The sequence below is a fragment of the Marinobacterium lutimaris genome, assembly GCF_900108065.1.
Classification (GTDB): domain Bacteria; phylum Pseudomonadota; class Gammaproteobacteria; order Pseudomonadales; family Balneatricaceae; genus Marinobacterium_D; species Marinobacterium_D lutimaris.
The window spans coordinates 961465-979198 of the sequence record NZ_FNVQ01000001.1 but is presented as its reverse complement, the minus strand read 5'-3'; the positions used below and the strand labels follow the sequence as shown (position 1 = coordinate 979198).

11 protein-coding genes are annotated in these 17734 nt (G+C 57.5%); 2 read left to right on the top strand and 9 right to left on the bottom strand.

Features of this window, described 5'->3' with window-relative positions:
* Positions 1–554 precede the first annotated feature (554 nt).
* From C4S72_RS04285 to cspE, 3 genes are all read right to left on the bottom strand, one after another.
* Entirely contained in the window at positions 555–1928 is a 1374-nt protein-coding gene (locus tag C4S72_RS04285) for an FAD-binding oxidoreductase (protein WP_104001807.1), read from the bottom strand.
* Positions 1929–2184: 256 nt separating this feature from the next.
* Positions 2185–3213 carry an AraC family transcriptional regulator gene (locus C4S72_RS04280; protein ID WP_160115440.1) on the bottom strand — a complete coding sequence of 343 codons (1029 nt, stop codon included), beginning with the start codon at positions 3211–3213 and terminating at the stop codon, positions 2185–2187.
* A gap of 685 nt (positions 3214–3898) precedes the next feature.
* Complete coding sequence (cspE, locus tag C4S72_RS04275) at positions 3899–4108, bottom strand: transcription antiterminator/RNA stability regulator CspE (RefSeq protein WP_104001805.1); 210 nt, start codon at positions 4106–4108, stop codon at positions 3899–3901.
* Between the two features lie 1060 nt (positions 4109–5168).
* Here cspE and C4S72_RS04270 point away from each other — a divergent pair.
* Positions 5169–6155 (top strand): DUF1852 domain-containing protein, encoded by a 987-nt coding sequence (locus C4S72_RS04270; protein WP_104001804.1) that lies wholly within the window; start codon positions 5169–5171, stop codon positions 6153–6155.
* Between the two features lie 14 nt (positions 6156–6169).
* On the top strand, positions 6170–7207 hold the full coding sequence (locus tag C4S72_RS04265) for a methionine synthase (RefSeq protein ID WP_104001803.1): 1038 nt from the start codon (positions 6170–6172) through the stop codon (positions 7205–7207).
* Between the two features lie 97 nt (positions 7208–7304).
* On the opposite strand, the gene qhpR is transcribed toward C4S72_RS04265, so the two are convergent.
* The 6 genes from qhpR to C4S72_RS04235 form a co-directional block, all read right to left on the bottom strand.
* Entirely contained in the window at positions 7305–8321 is a 1017-nt protein-coding gene (gene qhpR, locus C4S72_RS04260) for an AraC-like transcriptional regulator QhpR (protein WP_104001802.1), read from the bottom strand.
* A gap of 43 nt (positions 8322–8364) precedes the next feature.
* Positions 8365–9366 carry a HupE/UreJ family protein gene (locus C4S72_RS04255; protein WP_104001801.1) on the bottom strand — a complete coding sequence of 334 codons (1002 nt, stop codon included), beginning with the start codon at positions 9364–9366 and terminating at the stop codon, positions 8365–8367.
* A complete protein-coding gene (locus C4S72_RS04250; RefSeq protein WP_104001800.1) occupies positions 9347–10219 on the bottom strand; it encodes a peptidyl-prolyl cis-trans isomerase in 873 nt (290 codons plus the stop codon). The genes C4S72_RS04255 and C4S72_RS04250 overlap by 20 nt, the downstream gene beginning before the upstream one ends.
* A 3-nt stretch (positions 10220–10222) precedes the next feature.
* Positions 10223–12097 carry a DUF3604 domain-containing protein gene (locus tag C4S72_RS04245; RefSeq protein ID WP_104001799.1) on the bottom strand — a complete coding sequence of 625 codons (1875 nt, stop codon included), beginning with the start codon at positions 12095–12097 and terminating at the stop codon, positions 10223–10225.
* 88 nt (positions 12098–12185) lie between these two features.
* Positions 12186–13997: a DUF3604 domain-containing protein gene (locus tag C4S72_RS04240; RefSeq protein ID WP_104001798.1), complete on the bottom strand. Its 1812-nt coding sequence runs from the start codon at positions 13995–13997 to the stop codon at positions 12186–12188.
* Positions 13998–14180: 183 nt separating this feature from the next.
* Positions 14181–17690, bottom strand: coding sequence for an indolepyruvate ferredoxin oxidoreductase family protein (locus tag C4S72_RS04235; protein ID WP_104001797.1), 3510 nt, complete (start codon positions 17688–17690; stop codon positions 14181–14183).
* Positions 17691–17734: the final 44 nt, after the last annotated feature.

The following is a 17734-nucleotide window of genomic DNA, read 5'->3' as shown; positions in this document are numbered from 1 at the left end:
CGACGAGGTCGTTGCTCAAGTGGAGCCGCATCGCAGGCGCTGTCGGCGCATCGGGCCTTTGAGCAATTTTCTGACTCACATGCTAGGTGGCAGCCGGTTGGCGATCTTGACAATAGGTGTCTTGCTGTTGACACAAAACGACAGGGAAGAAAGGTAGGCCTCAGGAAGCCTTACCAATCCCGCCTCATGTTGTCGCAACCATTTAGACTTGTGTGCTTTTCGAGGCAGGTTTCGCCTGCTGGCGAGACAAGGGACTTGTGCGGACAAGTCCCTTATCAATCCCAAACCGCCCCTACGGCTTGGCCGGCTGCGCCGACTGCCCTGTGCTTCTCGTCTGAAAGAGCGGGACAGGAAACTCGCTCCTGCGTCGCTCAAACAGCCTGTCCCTTTCTTCTCTTTCAGCCTGCGATGCTCGGCTGCGCCGAAGGGGACGGAATAATGCTGCGGTCAGGTAGCAATGACCGATCCCGCTCTAGTGTGCCTTTGTATAGGCATAAAGTAAGAGCAGCCGAGGCCGCTCTTCGAAGGGAAAGATTTGTGGAAAGGTCTGGCGCTCAATCGAAGATCTTGCCGCGGTTAAGCAGCATTTTCGGGTCCAGCGCCTGCTTGATGGTGCGCATCAGGGCGAGCTCCGCTTCCGAGCGGCTGTGATGCAGGTAGGGCTTTTTCTCGTGGCCGATGCAGTGCTCGGCGGAGATCGAGCCGCCCAGCGGCGCAAGGCCCCGGTAGACCGTTTCGTCCAGCTCGTGCTTCTCGTCGTAGGAGACCTTGCCGATAATCACGTGCAGGTTGCCATCGCCCAGGTGGCCGAACACGATCATCCGGCTTTCAGGCCAGCGGGCTAGCAGATCTGTCCGCAAGTTCTCCAGGTAGCCTTCCATCGCCGGGATCGGCAGGCTGATATCGAAGCCGTGGATAGGTGACAGGCTGAACAGCGCCTCGATGTCATCGCGGATCGCCCAGATCTTGTCACGCTCGCTGACCGACTGGGTCAGGATAGCGTCGCTAATCAGTTCCTGTTCCAGGGCTTCGCCCAGCAGCTCCTCAAGGCGCGCCTGTTCCGCTTCATCGCTTTTTCCCTGGGTTTCCAGGATCACGTAAAACGGTGAGTTCGCGTCCAGCGGCGCCTTGTGGCGTTCAAAGCTGGTCACCAGCGAGTAGAAATCGTTCCACATCACTTCAAAGGAGCTGAGGCCACCGCTCAGGCCGCCTTCGGCAAGGCTCAGAAGTTTGCTGAGATCGCTGAAGCGTTCAACCGCCACCAGCGCCGTGGCTTCTCCACGGGGCTTGGGACGCAAACGCAGCACCGCACGAGTAACGATACCCAGGGTGCCTTCGCTGCCAATGAACAGCTGGCGCAGGTCATAACCGGTATTGTTCTTGATCACCTTCGACATCGAGGAGATCACGGTACCGTCGGCCAGCACCGCCTCAAGCCCGAGCACTGAGTCCCGCGTCATACCGTAACGCAGCACCCGGTTACCGCCTGCGTTGGTGACGATATTACCGCCAATCGTCGCGCTGCCTCGGGCACCCAGGTCCACTGGGTAGAACAGGTCGTCGGCTTCCGCGGCCTCTTGAATGGTCTGCAGGGTAACGCCGGCTTCGGTGGTGAGGGTGCGGTTCTGGGTGTCGATCTCAACGATATTGCGCATCCGCTCCAGCGATACGACGATATCCTGCTCAGAGGTGATGGCACCGCCCACCAGCCCGGTCATGCCGCCGTGGGTAGTCACGGTCTGGTCATTCTGATGACAGAGTTTCATCACCGCAGACAGTTCGTCGGTATTGGCGGGACGGATAATCGCCTTCGCCTTGCACTGAGGAGCGTTCATCCAGCCATCCGGACGCTGGGATACATCTTCGCCGGTCAGGATGCCCTTGCTGCCGACAATCTCCGTCAGTGATTCAATCAGTTGTGTAGTCATTATTTCGATCCATTTCTATTTATTCTGCTGCCTTCCCAAGCTCATGAGCCTACTCATTAGCCGAAGACAGAATCTGCTGGACTCAGACTGAGAAAATAGAGAGCTGGGACCAAACCGGCTTGACCAACCGCGACAGCGATTCGGCATTTTGTGACTTATTTGGAAGAAGGGAAGGTGAACGAAAAAAACGTGAAAGGAGGGAACGTGAAAGAAGAGAGCGGGCAGGGTGCGAAAGCACGACTGCCCGTACAGTGGGTCAGTGCATCATGCGGGGAGCGTGATCGTTATGACGCCAGCGCTGCGGCGGCACACCCGACCAGCGCTTGAATGCCCGTGAAAAGGCGCTTAGCTCCGAGTAACCCAGGTTCAGCGCCACATCGGTGATGGAGTGGTTCTGTTCCAGCGCTGTGCGGGCGATCTCGAAACGCACGTCGTCCAGCAGGGTACGAAACTCGGTGCCCTGCTGGCGCAGCTCACGTTGCAGGGTGCGCATGTTCATCCCGAGCATCGGGGCAATGGTGGTCAGCGTTGCTTCGCCGGTGGGGATCAGTTCGTAGATCAGTTTCGAGACCTTGTGCTGCAGCGGCTGCTCATGCCCCTGGGATTCCCGCTCAAGGAAGGCTTCCAGATAGTTTTTTACCTCATCGGAGGCGGGGCTGGGCTTCTGCTCGAGCAGACGCGCCGGGAACACCAGTGCATCGCGCTCCTGACCGAAGCAGAGCTTCGCTCGGGTGATGGCGCTGTACTCCTCGGGCTCGGCCAGGGCGGGGTGACGGAAGTGGATGCTGGTCTGGCTTGCAAACTCCGGCGAGAGCTCGCAAAGCACGTTGTAACCCAGCACCAGGCTCATCTCCAGCAGCTGTTCCTGGCTGATCGACGGATCGATCATGATATCCAGGCAGAAGTGCATCTCTTTGCCATGCGGCACCAGGTTCATGATGACGCCGGAGGCGTGGAAGTGGAAATACTTCTCGATGATCTCAAGACTACCGGCGACGGTAGCGCTTTGCGAGGCAAGCAACCCCAGAGGTCCAAAGGTTTTCAGCCCCTGGTATTTGGACATCTCCAGTCCAAAGAGAGGGTAGTCCGCCACATCGGCCGTATGGTTCAGGACGTGGGCGAGGCTGTCATAGGCGATCATCAGATCGGGGATACGAAGAACGGTACTCGACAGCCCTTCGGCGGCGAGCATTTCAACCGGGTTGATATGACGGCTCCGACACAGGGCCTGAAAGCCCATGAGCGCGCTGCTCTTAACCTTCGAGCTGGAGGTTACACTACCCATTTTTAGCACCATCTAATTTATTTTTATCTTTATGGCGCTCAGATTAATCCCGTGCCGCAAATTGTCAAATGGCGTCGAATCGCTACAAAATGGCACAAAACCTTTCATAATCAATGCAGAACTGCTGATTTGGTATCATTTTCAGCCAAACGCCTGTCATAAAATGTCAATCCGGGTTCGCATTCTGTCAAATAGCTTGACCGTTTGAACGCAGGTGAACTCAACACTGATGTGCGCTTTCGCACGAGACCATCGAAAAGGTGATAAGAGCCAAAAAGCCACCGGATGCGGGTAAGCGTGGTTGAAGAAGCTCCGGAAATACCGTTAATGCTAAAGGTCGGGTTCCGGCAAAGAGGGGCGGTCGTCCCTAGATCGAAAAGGTTGCTCAACCCAGGTAACGGCGGGCTTTTTAGAGGAAATCATCGCTTCGCGGCAGTAGGAGCCGAAACGGAGTAACAACAAAAAATCCGTGTTAAAGGGTGCACTGCTAAAAGCATATCGCCAAAAAAGGAATCTGGTGAGTGAAAAAATAATGCGGTATGTAGTGGTAGGGCTGAAGGACTGAAGGGCACCGGAATTCAAATTGATTGTTTATTAAAAGAAAAAATCTTTTTAACTCCCCTTAAAAAAGCAACAAAAAACGGACCCCGAGAGTCCGTTTTAAATCACTTACTAAACTCGATGTTTAGATCGCGGTTATGTTTTCAGCCTGAGGACCTTTTTGGCCCTGAGTAACAGAAAACTGAACTTCTTGGCCTTCAGTAAGGTTTTTGAAGCCTGAACCCGTAATCGCGCTGAAATGGGCGAAAACGTCCGGACCACCGTTATTTTGTGTGATAAAGCCGAAGCCTTTAGACTCGTTGAACCATTTAACGGTGCCAGTAGCAGTAGACATAATAGTACTCTCGTTCAAAAATGTTTGAACACTGCAGAAAAATTCTGCATCTGTTCGAATGATGCTCTAAATAATACAAGGACTTATGAAAACAGAACGAGGCACATACGATTAGGCAGGACTTCGAAAAGGGGCATAAATGCAGGTCTTACTATCAAGCAAATTCATAGTACGCTCATTACCAGACCAGTGATAGCTTTATTTTATTTATTTAATAGAAGGCCGACGTAATTTTTCTGAGCCATCACGCAATAGTCCTCGCTTGATCCTTTTTCACGCTTTTACCCTTTCCTGCCACCTCAGTTTTTTGGTACCAATCCAGTCAATAACGAACTCTGTAAGCTACATGCTGCACCTACATCCAGGCATTAATCTCCGATAACTACCGCAGGGACTCACGACGGTTAGTGCCTGGAAGTTCTCTCTGTCAGAAAAGCTCACGGGTAATATGATGATCATTGATCGCGAAAGCGATGACGGGTTGAGAACAGGAGTCCACGTCTGGACGTCCTATAGTGAATAAGTGATTTTGATCGGAGTGCTCCCTAAAAAAAGCGGGGAGCGGCTTAGGCCTGCAAGCCCCATCTTGAATTCCCTTTCGACATACGCAGCACAGCGGTTGTCGACTCTCCGGGTCCATCTTTTTCTCTCAGGTAGGGCCATCTCGATCCGACGCCTCTGCCTTGTGCCTGGTTATTCATTGACTCAACCAACCCCTTTGGGATGTCAGCCAATTACTGCTGCCCATCTGCCAATTAGCTGTTTCGAGTCCTTATCCGTTTGCGGGCGCAGGGACTCCAAGGAGGTACCAAATGTGGTTACGTGCCAGTCCTGCCGCGTTAGAGCGATCTTCTCGGTCATCCTGAGGTGGTAGCTGAGCAGGATGTCACCGCGTTCCTGTCACTCACCTACAAGTGTGAATTAATTAAATTCACATCGAAGTGAAATATCATTAATTTCATTCACATTAAATCGAGCGTATAAAGTCCCTCACAGATCGATTGCTCAGCCAATCAGCAATCAAACCGAGTCTATCGAAGCAGTAGAGGGAGTAAGTGAAATGAGCAGGGATTTTGCCTTCACGGTTAAGAAAACCCGTTTTGATGAGAACTACCAACCGTCGGACGACACACGCCTGACCACCAACTTCGCCAACCTGGCGCGTGGTGAGAGCCGCGAGGAGAACTTGCGCAATGCGTTGCAGATGATCGACAGCCGCTTTAATGCCCTGGCGAACTGGGACAACGCTGACGGCAAGCGCTATTCCGTGGTACTCGATATCGTCTCCGTGGACATCGATGTGGCCGGCGATGGACAGACATTCCCGACGCTGGAGATGTTAAAAACCGATATCGTTGATCATAAAACGGGTGAAACCATCGAGGGCGTTGTCGGTAACAACTTCTCATCCTACGTTCGTGATTATGACTTCAGCGTTCTTCTACGGGATCACAACAAGGATCAGCCGAACTTTACGATCCCCGATGAATTTGGCGATCTGCACGGCAAGATTTTTAAACACTTCATTGAATCGGAAAGTTACAAAAACAGTTTCGATAAGCCGCCGGTGATCTGTTTGAGCGTTTCCGAGAACAAGACGTACGTACAGACCGACAACCAGCACCCGGTGTTAGGCAACGAGTACCTGCCCAACGAGTCCTCATTGACCGAGAGCTACTTTAAGAAAATGGGTCTGCAGGTGCGCTACTTCATGCCGCCAAACAGCGTCGCGCCGCTTGCTTTCTACTTCTTTGGGGATCTGCTCAACGATTACACCAATCTCGAGCTGATCAGCACGATCAGTACCATGGAGACGTTCCAGAAAATCTATCGCCCGGAAATTTACAACGCGAATGCGGCGGCAGGTAAGTGCTACAAGCCGAGCTTAAAACACTCGGACTACTCGCTCACCCTGATTAACTACGATCGCGTAGAACGTAACCATCTGGCGGTTCAACAGGGCAGGTTTGCCAAAGAGCACTTCATCGAGCCTTACCAGCCGATTCTTCAGCAGTGGTCCGCAAACTGCGCTTCATCACGCATCTGATCCGGGATTTGAACATGAAAACATTACTACCGACCTCAACCGCCGGCAGTCTGCCGAAACCCCTGTGGCTCGCAGAACCGGAGAAACTCTGGTCACCCTGGAAACTGGAAGCTGATGAGCTTGTAGCGGGCAAACAGGATGCTCTGCGCCTGGCCTTGATGGATCAGGACCGGGCTGGCATTGATATCGTCAGTGATGGCGAAACGACACGCCAGCACTTTGTAACCACGTTTATTGAGCACCTGAGCGGCGTCGATTTCGAAAACCGCCGCACGGTGAAGATACGTGATCGTTATGACGCCAGCGTACCCGTGGTTAACGGTGCGATCGCGCGTCAAAAACCGGTGTTTGTCGACGATGCCAGGTTCCTGCGCCAGCAGACCGACAAACCGATCAAGTGGGCGCTGCCTGGCCCGATGACAATGGTCGATACGCTCTATGATGCCCACTACAAATCCCGTGAAAAACTCGCCTGGGAATTTGCCAAAGTTCTTAACCAGGAGGCAAAAGAGCTGGAGGCCGCAGGCGTCGATATCATTCAGTTTGATGAGCCGGCGTTTAACGTCTTCTTTGATGAGGTAAATGACTGGGGTATTGCTGCGCTGGAGAAGGCCGTCGAGGGGCTGAAGTGCGAAACGGCCGTACATATCTGTTACGGCTATGGGATAAAAGCCAACACCGACTGGAAAAAGACCCTCGGCTCGGAATGGCGGCAATACGAGGAAATATTTCCAAAGCTGCAGCAGTCGTCTATCGATCTGATCTCACTGGAGTGCCATAACTCGCGTGTGCCCATGGATCTGATCGAACTGATCCGTGGCAAAAAAGTGATGGTCGGCGCTATCGATGTGGCCAATCATCAGATCGAAACGCCGGAAGAGGTCGCTGAGACGCTTCGACGTGCGCTGAAATTTGTCGATGCCGATAAATTGTACCCGAGCACCAACTGCGGCATGGCACCGCTGCCCAACAGCGTAGCCCGGGGCAAGCTTGAAGCCCTGTGCAAGGGCGCTGCGATCCTCAGGGAGGAACTCTCCCGGGGTACATTTTAGGCCCGGGTTAATCTAAGCCCGTTGTGCAGGAGATCAGCGGCGGCTCAGCTTTTACCTGAGCCATGCCGCGCCTCCTTATCGCTAATCGACAAAGCTTCTAACCTGAGGTTGCCCGCCATTTCTGCGGTGATACGCCGCTCCAGCGCTTGAACGCCCGCGAGAACGCGCTCAGTTCCGAGTAGCCCAGTTGCAGGGCCACCTCGGTCAGCGGTTGTTCGGCGTTTCTCAGTGCATCCTGTGCCAGTTGGTAGCGCACCTCTTCCAGCAGGGTTCTGAAATCGGTACCGGTCAGCTTGAGCTGGCGCTGCAGACTGCGGGTATGCATATTCATCAGCTTCGCTACCGCGTCGGCGGAGACTTCGCCGGTGGGGATCATTTCATGGATCAGCTTAATCACCTGCTGTTTTAGCGGCAACAGATGTTCCTGGGGATTCTGCCGCAGAAAGGATTCAAAGTAGTGCCGCAGCCGTTCCGGCGCCGGTGACGGCGGTAGCGGCAAAAATGAAGCAGGAAAGCTGACCGCATTGACCCCGGCTCTGAACCTGGGCTCCAGCCCCAGCTCGCGGGTGTAGGCATCGATCGGCGCTGTAGGGGCGTGGCGAAAGCTTACACCGGTAAGGCTCATGCCGGGCGGCGCCAGGGTTTTGAGCACGCTGAAGATACGACCTATGCCCACCTCCATCAGCTGGGTCAGATCGATCTTTTCGGCCATTCTGACGTTGTAACTGAGCCGCGCTACACCGTTCTGTTCCGTCAGCTCCAGCTCCACCCCCTGGGCATGGTAGTGCACGTATTTACGCACCATCTCCAGGCTGTCGCGCAGCGTGTCGCACTGACAGGCCATCAACCCCAACGCACCCAGCGCTTCTATGCCGTGACGCAGCGACAGGGTCAGCGCGAACAGCGGGTAGGGGGATTCCGCCGCGGCATGGTCCAGCACCCGCACAAAGCTGCGGTAGGGGATACGCAGATCCTGCGACCGGGTCACCGCCGGGGTCAGGTTTTCCCGCGCAAGGATCTGCATCGGGTTGATCCTGTGTCGGCGGCAATGCTCGGTAAAACCGAGCAGTACGCTGCTGCGTGCTTCCAGCATCTGGTTGTTGTGGGTCGACATCTTCTCGTTACCTGTCGATTACACCGCTGCTGCGGCTGATGAATCAGAACCCGGCGATCCGCTCGATGGTCCAGAACGCCGCCAGGGAACCTGTTCCGTAAAGCATCAACTGCTGGAATTTACCGTCCGGAAACGGACGCCAGCTCCGCAGCAGGAACAGCACCAGCATCACCGCACTGACAAACATCACCTGTCCAATCTCCACACCAATATTGAAGAACAGCAGGGCGGTGGTCAGCTCCGTCTGCGGCAGACCGATATCCTGCAGCACAGAGGCAAAACCGAAGCCGTGGATCAGGCCAAACAGCACCGAAACCCCGACTGGATATCGCCAGGCCAATGTGTGCCTGCGATCGCGCATCACCTCTGCCGCCAGGAACAGAATACTCAGTGCAATCACCGCTTCGACCGGCGCGATCGGCAGCTGAATCACTCCCAGGGTGGTCATCACCAGCGTCAGTGAGTGGGACAGGGTAAAACCGGACAGGGTGATCAGCGTTCGCTTGAAGGTGCCGGAGATCAGCAGCAGGCAGAACAGGAACAGCAGGTGGTCCCAGCCAATCAGGATGTGTTCGACACCCAGTACCGTGTAGTCACTGATCACCTGAGCTGTGCTCTGCTCGGTGGGGATCTCCCAGCGGTTTTCACTGGGCGACAGCAGTGTCTGATAGCTGGCGCCAGAGCTAAAGCTGGCGCGGATCAGCGTGGTGATCGACGGGTTGAACTGCGGATAATGGATCTCCAGCGTCTTTCCCGCCAGTGAAGAGGTGCAGCTCAACTGAATTACCAGGCCGAAGCGCTCGTGGCTGCAGTTGTCCGGCAGGGTAATAAACGGGCGGTTACCCGATTCTACCGAGGGAGGCACCTGCAGTTTCAGCAGGTACTGATGCGCGCCCGCACTCTTACTTTCAAGAGCTGGCTTATTCAACTCGGTGACCTGCACATAAAGCGGCCGGGCATCATGGGCCTGCGCGGTTGCAGCCAGCAGCAGCGTGGCGGGGATCAGCAACAGGCAGCTAAGCAGCTTATAGACGGTATTCAACATCGTACTGCTCCACTATCTGCTGAATCGCCAATTCCTGCTTCTGTTTCTCCTGGGAGAGGCGGAAATCCTGCTCCACGCGGCTTCTCACCTCGGCCAGCTCCGGCAGCCGTCCCGGGCGGTATTCGCTGAGCATCACCAGGTGCAGCCCGTGGTTGGAAACCACAGGCCCTTGCCAGCGACCGCTGTCTGCCGTCAGTTCCGCCAGCTGGGCGCGAAAGCCCTCGCCAAAGTGGCTGGCGATAAACTCCGGGGTGCGCTCGACGTAGTTGCGGTTGTAAAGGAAGCGATCGCCGAAACCGGTGGCGGAGGAGAATTCGACCTGCTGATCGTTCAGCTCTGTCAGCAGCTTCTGGGCGCGCTCCGGAGCGCTTTCGCTGCTGGCATCAGGTTTAACGAACACATGGGTGAAGGTGTAGGAAGGTTCCTCGTAATAGTCCTGGGTATGGCTATCGAAGTAGGCCTGTACCGCATCAGGCTCGACACTGACCACCTGTTCCGCCACGCCCTGGGCGATAAACTCCAGTTTCTGCACCGAACGGCGACGGATGATGTAGTCGTTCTCGGTCATACCCAGCGCCTCTGCCTGGCGGTAAAGCGCCTCTTCACGCACGAAATCGTGGATCAGCTGCTCGCGTTCAGGCTCGGGCATATTGTCGAGGCGCTGGCTCGCCTGCTCTGGCTCAAAGCGCGTTGAGCGGTACTGCATAAAGGTCAGCAGGGCGTCGCGATCAACCAGGATGGTGTGCGGGTCAGATGCTGCTTCCGGTGCTTTGAGCTGTTCATAGACGCCGAACAGCGCGGCACCGATCAGGCTGAAGTGGACCAGAGGATCTCTGATCAGTTTGCTTATCATCTCTCAGTTCTCCGCGCTGGGTGTGTACCAGATGGGCGAGGTGTAGGCGCGCTCCTGAATGGCGCCCGGCATATCGCTGTTCAGTTGGGTGTCGAAGTGCTTTTCGTCGTAAGCGGTCCAGCGCGGCGTGGGGATCTGCAGCACTCGGACGTAGTAGAAGGCACGCTCAGACGGATCGAACTCCGGGTCGCTCCAGACGCTGCTCAGCTCCGCCGAGCCGATGCTGTTGGTCCAGGTGGCGGCATCGCTATCAACGGTGCTGCCAACCGCAGGCAGCTTGCCGCTGGCATCAGCAACGCGGTTATCGCTCCAGGCGATGTCGAACACTTTTTCCTGCAGGCTGCCGTTCCTGTCATGCCAGCCTTTGACGATCTGAACCCGGTCCAGGTTTGCGCCTTCAGGATCGCGGGAGGCCGCCGCCATGAAGGAGGGAGCCTGCCCAGTCGGTGCCTGGGTCAGATCACCGCCCATCGGCACACCCTTGGCATAGCCGCGGCTGACGTAATCCGGGTAATCCACCTCGTCGGTGGCGAAATCCCAGCCGCCGAAAAACCGCACGCTGATGCGCGGGCCCGTGGTGGCGTAGGTTTCCTTGCGTTTGATCGCATCGAACAGAGCTTCGCGGGTATTCTCCGTGGCCCAGACGGCGGCATAGCCGGAGGCCACCGATTCATCGATGGTCAGGCCATACACCTTGCCCTGTTTACCGACGGTATAGCCGGCGATCTCGCCGCGTTTGGCGCTAGGTTCAAACAGGCTGAACTTGCCCCAGAAGTTGTTCTCTTCAACGGCGGAGAGGCTGGTGTGGGCATCGGTACTGCCGATCATGCCGAACTTGAACGGGTTAACGCCCAGTTTTGCTTCCTGCTCCAGGCCGAGCTTCAGCGCCGAGCGGGCGTACTCGAACGGCAGCATAGCGTCGGTTTTAACCGCGGTGGCGGTGAGGTTGCCCTTATCCCATCGCTCGAAGTCGGCAAACTCGTCATCCGGAGACAGCCTGGGATGGGTCTCGCCATCGCCCTTGATCTGGGTAACCTCTGCCACCGGCTCCCAGCGACTGCGGGTTTCGGCATAGGCACGAGTCAGCGGCTGGCCTTTGCGATCGGTGAGCGCAAACATCTGGCCATTGCTGACGTTGCCGTTATGGGGAATTGCCAGCACCCGACCACCGGTTTTCTCCTCGTACGCCTGCAGATAGTTCCAGAGATCTTCCGGGTCTTCACTGTCGAAGGCGGAAAAGGGGATCACCTGGCCGGCCTTGCTGGCGTCGTCGGCGAACATCACTACCCGATGCAGATTGTCGCCGCCGGGCATAGTGGTCCATTCGTAACCGATAAGCGCGGTGAATTTGCCGGGATCGTTGTATTCGTCCGCGGCGCGGGTAATCTCATCCCAGGCGGTACGTTCGACTGAGGCGTTGACCATGCTTTTGTGGTTTTTAGCGATATCGATGTTCATTTCGAGCAGCGCCTTGAGCTGCTCATCGGGCCCGCCATTTAAGAGCTCAGCCCAGCGCGCACCGACAGGGTCGCTGAGGATCTCCTCGTTGCCGGCGGATACCATCGGGATCAGACCAAGGTACTCGGCATGATCGGACACCATCAGGAAGTCCAGCGGACGGTTCAGTTTCGCGATCATGCCATTATGCGCGCGGATCTCCTCGCCACGGGCGAAGCGGTAGGCATCTGCCGGTGCCAAACCCTTGTTGCCCATCATGGCGGCATCGAAGGAGTAGGAGGTGTGCAGATGGGTATCGCCCCAGAACACCTGCTGCGGATGATCCTTGCCTGCCATCGGCGAGTAGGAGATCTCCTCGGCCTGGGCGACGGAAGAGAGCAGCGTGGCTGAGATGAGGACCGAGAGTGTTGTTTTTATCATTGGATGACTCGGTGATGATTTTGTGAGAGTAGAGCCATGAGAGAGCAGCGGTCAGACCGCTGCTCTTTTGTTTACCAACGGCTATCCCTCAGGGCGTGTACCAGATGGGTGAGGAGTAGGCGCGCTCCTGAATCGTGGCCGGAAAGTGCACCTCATCCTGGGAGCGTCCCAGCGCCACGGCGTCCAGCATGGTGTGGCGCGGCGTGGGGATCTGCATCACCCGCAGGTAATAGAAGGCACGCTGACTGGCATCGAAATCCGGGTCCTGCCAGACGGTCACCAGCTCGGTATCGCCGATGCTGTTGCTGTAGTGGCCGGTCTCCAGGTTGACGGTGTTACCGACCGGCTGGGTGTCTGCGCCGCGGTCTTCGCGCTCATCGGAGAGCGCCACATTGAACACCTGCTCGTGGCTCTTGCCCTCGGCGTCCAGCCAGCCCTTAACCAGCTGTACCCGGTCCAGGTTGGCGCCATCCGGGTCTTTGACCGCCTGGATCAGGAAGGAGGGGGCCTTACCTTCCGGCGCGTTACTCAGATCGCCGCCCATGGCCACGCCCTTGCTGTAACCGACGCCCGCCAGATCGTTGTTGCTCGCGTCTTCAGCAGCGAAGTCGAAGCCGCCAAACAAACGCACCTGCATACGCGGGCCGGTGGTGGCGTAAACCTCCTTACGCTTGAACGCGGCGAAGATCTCTTCGCGGGTGTTCTGCTCGGCCCAGACCGCGACCATGCCGGCTGCGGACATGCTCCAGCCATCCGCGTGCGGCGTGGTTTCCATATCCAGGTTTTCGGGGATGGAGTCGATGCCGAACTTGCCCCAGAAGTTGGGCTCGGATGCGGTGGTCAGGCCGGTATGCGAGTCGGTAGAGCCGGCCATGCCGAATTTATAGGGGTTGGCGCCGACCTTGGCGTCGATCTCCAGGCCCCGTTTCAGGGCGCTACGGGCGTAGTTACTGACCTGATCCACCTCAGCTTCTTCATCGCCGGCACCGAAGTTCATCACATGCTCGAAGGTTTCGAAATCGGCGAAGGGATCTTCGGGCGATACGCTTGGATGGGTTTCGGAGTCGCCCTTGATCTGGGTGACCTCCGCCACCGGCTCCCAACGCATGCGGGTACGGGCGTAACTGGCGCTGATCGGGTGGCCATCGCTGTCCACGTCGTTGAACATCAGGCCATTACTGATATTGGAGTTGTGCGGAATCGCCACGAAATCGGCACCGGTATCACTGGAGGTCTGATCGAGCCAGTTCCAGAAATCCTCCGGACGGTCGCTGTCCGCCGAAGAGTAGGGCAGAAACTTCTCGGCAACCTCGCCGCCCTTGTCGGTGAAGACGATACGGTGCAGGTTGGCGCCGCCCGGCATGGAGGACCATTCCCAGCCGATAAAGGTGGTGAACTCGCCAGGCTTGTTGTTCTCTTCCGCCGCTTTGATGATCTTGTCCCAGATCGGCTGACGGATCGCCTTGGTCAGCAGGTCCTGGTAGGGCGCGCCTTTCACCAGCGCACCGGCCGCATCGTAGTAAACGGATTTGGAGCCCTTGGTATCCCAAAGTTTGATCAGGTTCTGGCCGTTCTCCGCTCCATCCAGCAGCGAGCTCTTATCGCGCACCAGTTGCATCAGCCCCATGTACTCGGCGTGATCCGCCACCACCAGGAAATCCAGCGGCCGGTTCAGCTGAACACGGGTACGGTTGTAGGGGTGGATCACCGGCAGGCCGCGGGCGAAACGGTAAGCGGTATCGGGGTCTACCGACTCGTTACCCATGGCGAAGGCATCGCCGGAATAGGCGGTGTGCAGATGAGTATCGCCCCAGAACACCTGGGTCGGGTTTGCCATCACGCTATGGGACGCAGCGCCCGCCAGGGCGGCTATTACTGATGCGAGCAGGGTTTTCTTCATTGAAACGAGCTCCCCTTTACGGGTTGATAGGCGCTCAAAGGCACCTGTTTTTATTTTGTTTTAGGGTAAGGAATCCCGGACAGCGGGATTTGACCGAATCTGCGATCCGCTTGACATAACACGACAGCAAATAGCGGTAGGCGCTGCCGGCCCTTTGATTAAAGAGTCCGGCTGCGCGGCCAATCAGGTCGCTTCGTAGAACAGTTCCTGTTTGTCCGAGGCGATCACCTCACGGGCGCTTTTGAAGTCCGCCAGCAGTACCTTGCGCTGACCCTCGGCCTGTTTGATGGCGGTTTCCTTGACGTGGCCATAGCCGCGTATACCACCAGGCAGCTCGGCAATTTTTACCGCGAGGTCGTAGTTAGAGGCGGTGATCTGCTCGAGCAGTTCAGTGATGGTCTTCCGGTAATCGGCGATCATCTGACGCTCCTGACGGCGTTCGGCGGTGTAACCGAAAGGATCGAACGCGGTGCCACGCAGGCCTTTGAGCTTCGCCATCAGGCCGAACGCCTTCAGCACCCAGGGGCCGAACTCCTGCTTACGCAGATGACCGGTTTGCGGATCGCGACGATTGAGGATCGGCGGCGCCAGGTTGAAACGCAGTTTGAAGTCGCCCTCGAACTGCTGTTCCAGACGTTCCCTGAACTTGCCGTCGGTGTAGAGGCGCGCTACCTCGTACTCATCCTTGTAGGCCATCAGCTTGAAGTAGTTGCGCACCACCGCATCGGAGAGCTCTGTGCGACCTGGCATCTTGCGCTGTTCATCCTTGCGCACCTGTTCCACCAGTTCGACATACTGAGCGGCGTAGGCGGCATTCTGGTAAGCGGTGAGGTGATCGATACGGCGCTGCAGCGCCTGCTCCGCGGTTTCCGCCACATCAGGCTTGCTGGCGTCCAGCTGTTTCGCGATCAGCGGCAGAATGCGGCTGATGTCGTGGGCTGCAACACGCCCCAGGCGGAAGGCGTTCTGGTTGAATTCGATGGAGACCTTGTTGATCTCGATCGCCTTCAGGATCGCTTCCTCGCTGAGGGGCAGCCAGCCCTTCTGGAAAGCAAAGCCGACCAGGAACATGTTGGCGGCGATGCTGTTACCGGTGAGGGCGTTGGCGATCTTGGTGGCGTCGATGCTGCAGAGGTCGTCCTGCAACGCTTTTTTTAACCCGGCCAGCAGCGGCTGGGTCGGCAGTTCAAAGTCACGCATCAGCTGCAGCACCGAGGTGGCCACCGGATCGCTGTTGACCACGCACTTGGTGCGGTTCGGGCGAATGGAGCGCATGGAGCTTTCGCTGGCGGTCACCACCAGATCGCAGCCGATAATCAGGTCCGCATCGGCGGGGCCTATCGGCAGGCTGGTGATATCACTCTGGCTGTGACCGATACGCAGATGGCTCTGCACGGCGCCGCCTTTCTGGGCGAAACCGGTCATGTCATAGATAGAGATCGACTTGTCTTCCAGGTGAGCGGCCATCCCCAGCACCGCGCCGATGGTTACCACGCCGGTGCCACCGATGCCGTTGATCATCACCGTGTAGCAGCCGTCAAACTCCGGACGCACCGGTTGCGGGATGCCATCAAACAGCGACTCACCCAGGCTCGCGGTTTCCGCCTTGCGCAGCTTGCCACCGAGCACGGTGACGAAGGAGGGGCAGAATCCATCCACGCAGCGGTAATCCTTGTTGCAGTTGGACTGGTCAATAACGCGCTTGTTGCCGAACTCGGTCTTGCGCGTCTGCAGGCTGACGCAGTTGGCCTGTACCGAGCAGTCGCCGCAGGCTTCGCACACCTGTTCGTTGATGAACATGCGCTTTTGCGGATCGGGGAACTGGCCACGTTTGCGGCGACGGCGCTTCTCGGCGGCACAGGTCTGATCATGGATCAGCACGGTCACACCCGGCACCTCGCGCAGCTCACGCTGGATGCGGTCCAGCTCGCGGCGGTGGTGGATCTCGGCGCCCTTGGCGAAGGCCGGCTGGTCGCGGTATTTATCCGGATCATCGGTGGTGATCACCACGCGCTTGGCGCCCAAGGCGGTGACCTGTTCGCTGATCTGCTGGGGCGTCAGCTGGCCTTCCGCCGGCTGCCCGCCGGTCATCGCGACGGCATCGTTGTAGAGGATCTTGTAGGTGATATTGGTTTTCTGCACCGCGGCCGCGTGTACCGCGAGCAGGCCGGAGTGGGTGTAGGTGCCATCGCCCAGGTTCTGGAAGCGGTGCTTGGTATCGACAAAGTGGGACAGGCCCACCCAGTTATGACCCTCGCCGCCCATCTGTGTCGGGAAGCTGGTGTTGCGGTTCATAAACCCGGCCATGGCGTGGCAGCCGATACCCGCCATCGCCTGGGAGCCCTCGGGCACCTTGGTGGAGCTGTTGTGCGGGCAACCGGAGCAGAAATAGGGGATACGCACCAGTTGGGGGATGATAGCGCCACATCCGCCGGTGATGCTGGCAAGATACTCGTCACAGCTCTGGCGCGTAGCGTCATCCAGCATGCCGTTGGCCGCCAGTCGGTCGCGCAGCAGCGCGACGATCTCATGGGGTGACATGCCGCCATAGGTTTTCTGGATCGGCTGGCCCTGCTCATCGCGCTTGCCGATCAGACGAGGGCGACGCGCATCCGGCCAGTTGAACAGCTGATCGGCGATCTGCGGCTCCATGACCGGCTGCTTCTCTTCAATCACCAGCAGCTCTTCATGCCCCTCGGCAAACTCCGCCAGACCCTGATCCTCCAGCGGCCAGATCATCGCCACCTTATACAGGCTGATGCCCAGCGCGCGGGCCTTCTCTTCATCGATCCCCATCAGCTGGAAGGCGCGCAGGATATCCTGGTACACCTTGCCGCTACTGACGATACCCAGCTTGCGCTGCGGCGCTTCCAGGGTGATGCGATCCAGTTTGTTCAAGCGGGCAAAGGCTTTCACCAGCGGAATGCGCGCGGAGTAAGCCATACGCTCGGCGGTGGCCGCCGGGCCAAGGCCGCCGGTGGGCGGTACGAAGTGCGCTTCGGGAGGGATCTCCAGCCCCTGCGGGTCCTTGGTCTGTGATTTCTCCGGGTCCAGCTCAACGGTGGCGGTACCCTCGATGGTTTCATTAACCACCTTCAGCGTGACCCAGGCGCCGGAATAACGCGACAGTGCCCAGCCGATCAGGCCGTAGTCGATCACCTCCTGCACCGTGGAGGGGTAGAGCACCGGGCTGCCGTGAGCGATCATTTCGGGCTCGGAGTAATGCGCGATGGTTGATGACTTGGCCACGTGGTCATCACCGGCGATCAGCAGTACGCCGCCCTTGTGAGAGGCGCCAAAGAAGCTGCCATGTTTGATCGCATCACCGGAGCGGAATACTCCGGGGCCCTTGCCGTACCAGATGGCAAAAACACCGTCATATTTTTTCTCGGCTTCCGCCTCGATCTGCTGGGTGCCCCATACGGATGTGGCCGCAAGGTCTTCATTGACGCCTGGCTGAAACACGATGTCATGAGCGTCGAGCAGCTTCTTGTTGCGGCTTAGCTCCATGTCGTAGGTGCCGATGGGCGAGCCGCGATAACCGGTGATATAGCCCGCGGTGTTAAGACCCTGGGACAGGTCTCGCTGTTTCTGCAGCAGCGGCAGCCGAACCAGTGCCTGGTTGCCGGTCATGTAGACCGTACCGCGCTCTTTGGTGTACTTGTCGTCGAGAGAAACCTGTTTAAGCGTCATGGTCTGTACTCACTCGTTGGGTTCTTTTTATTCGGTTCCCGCCT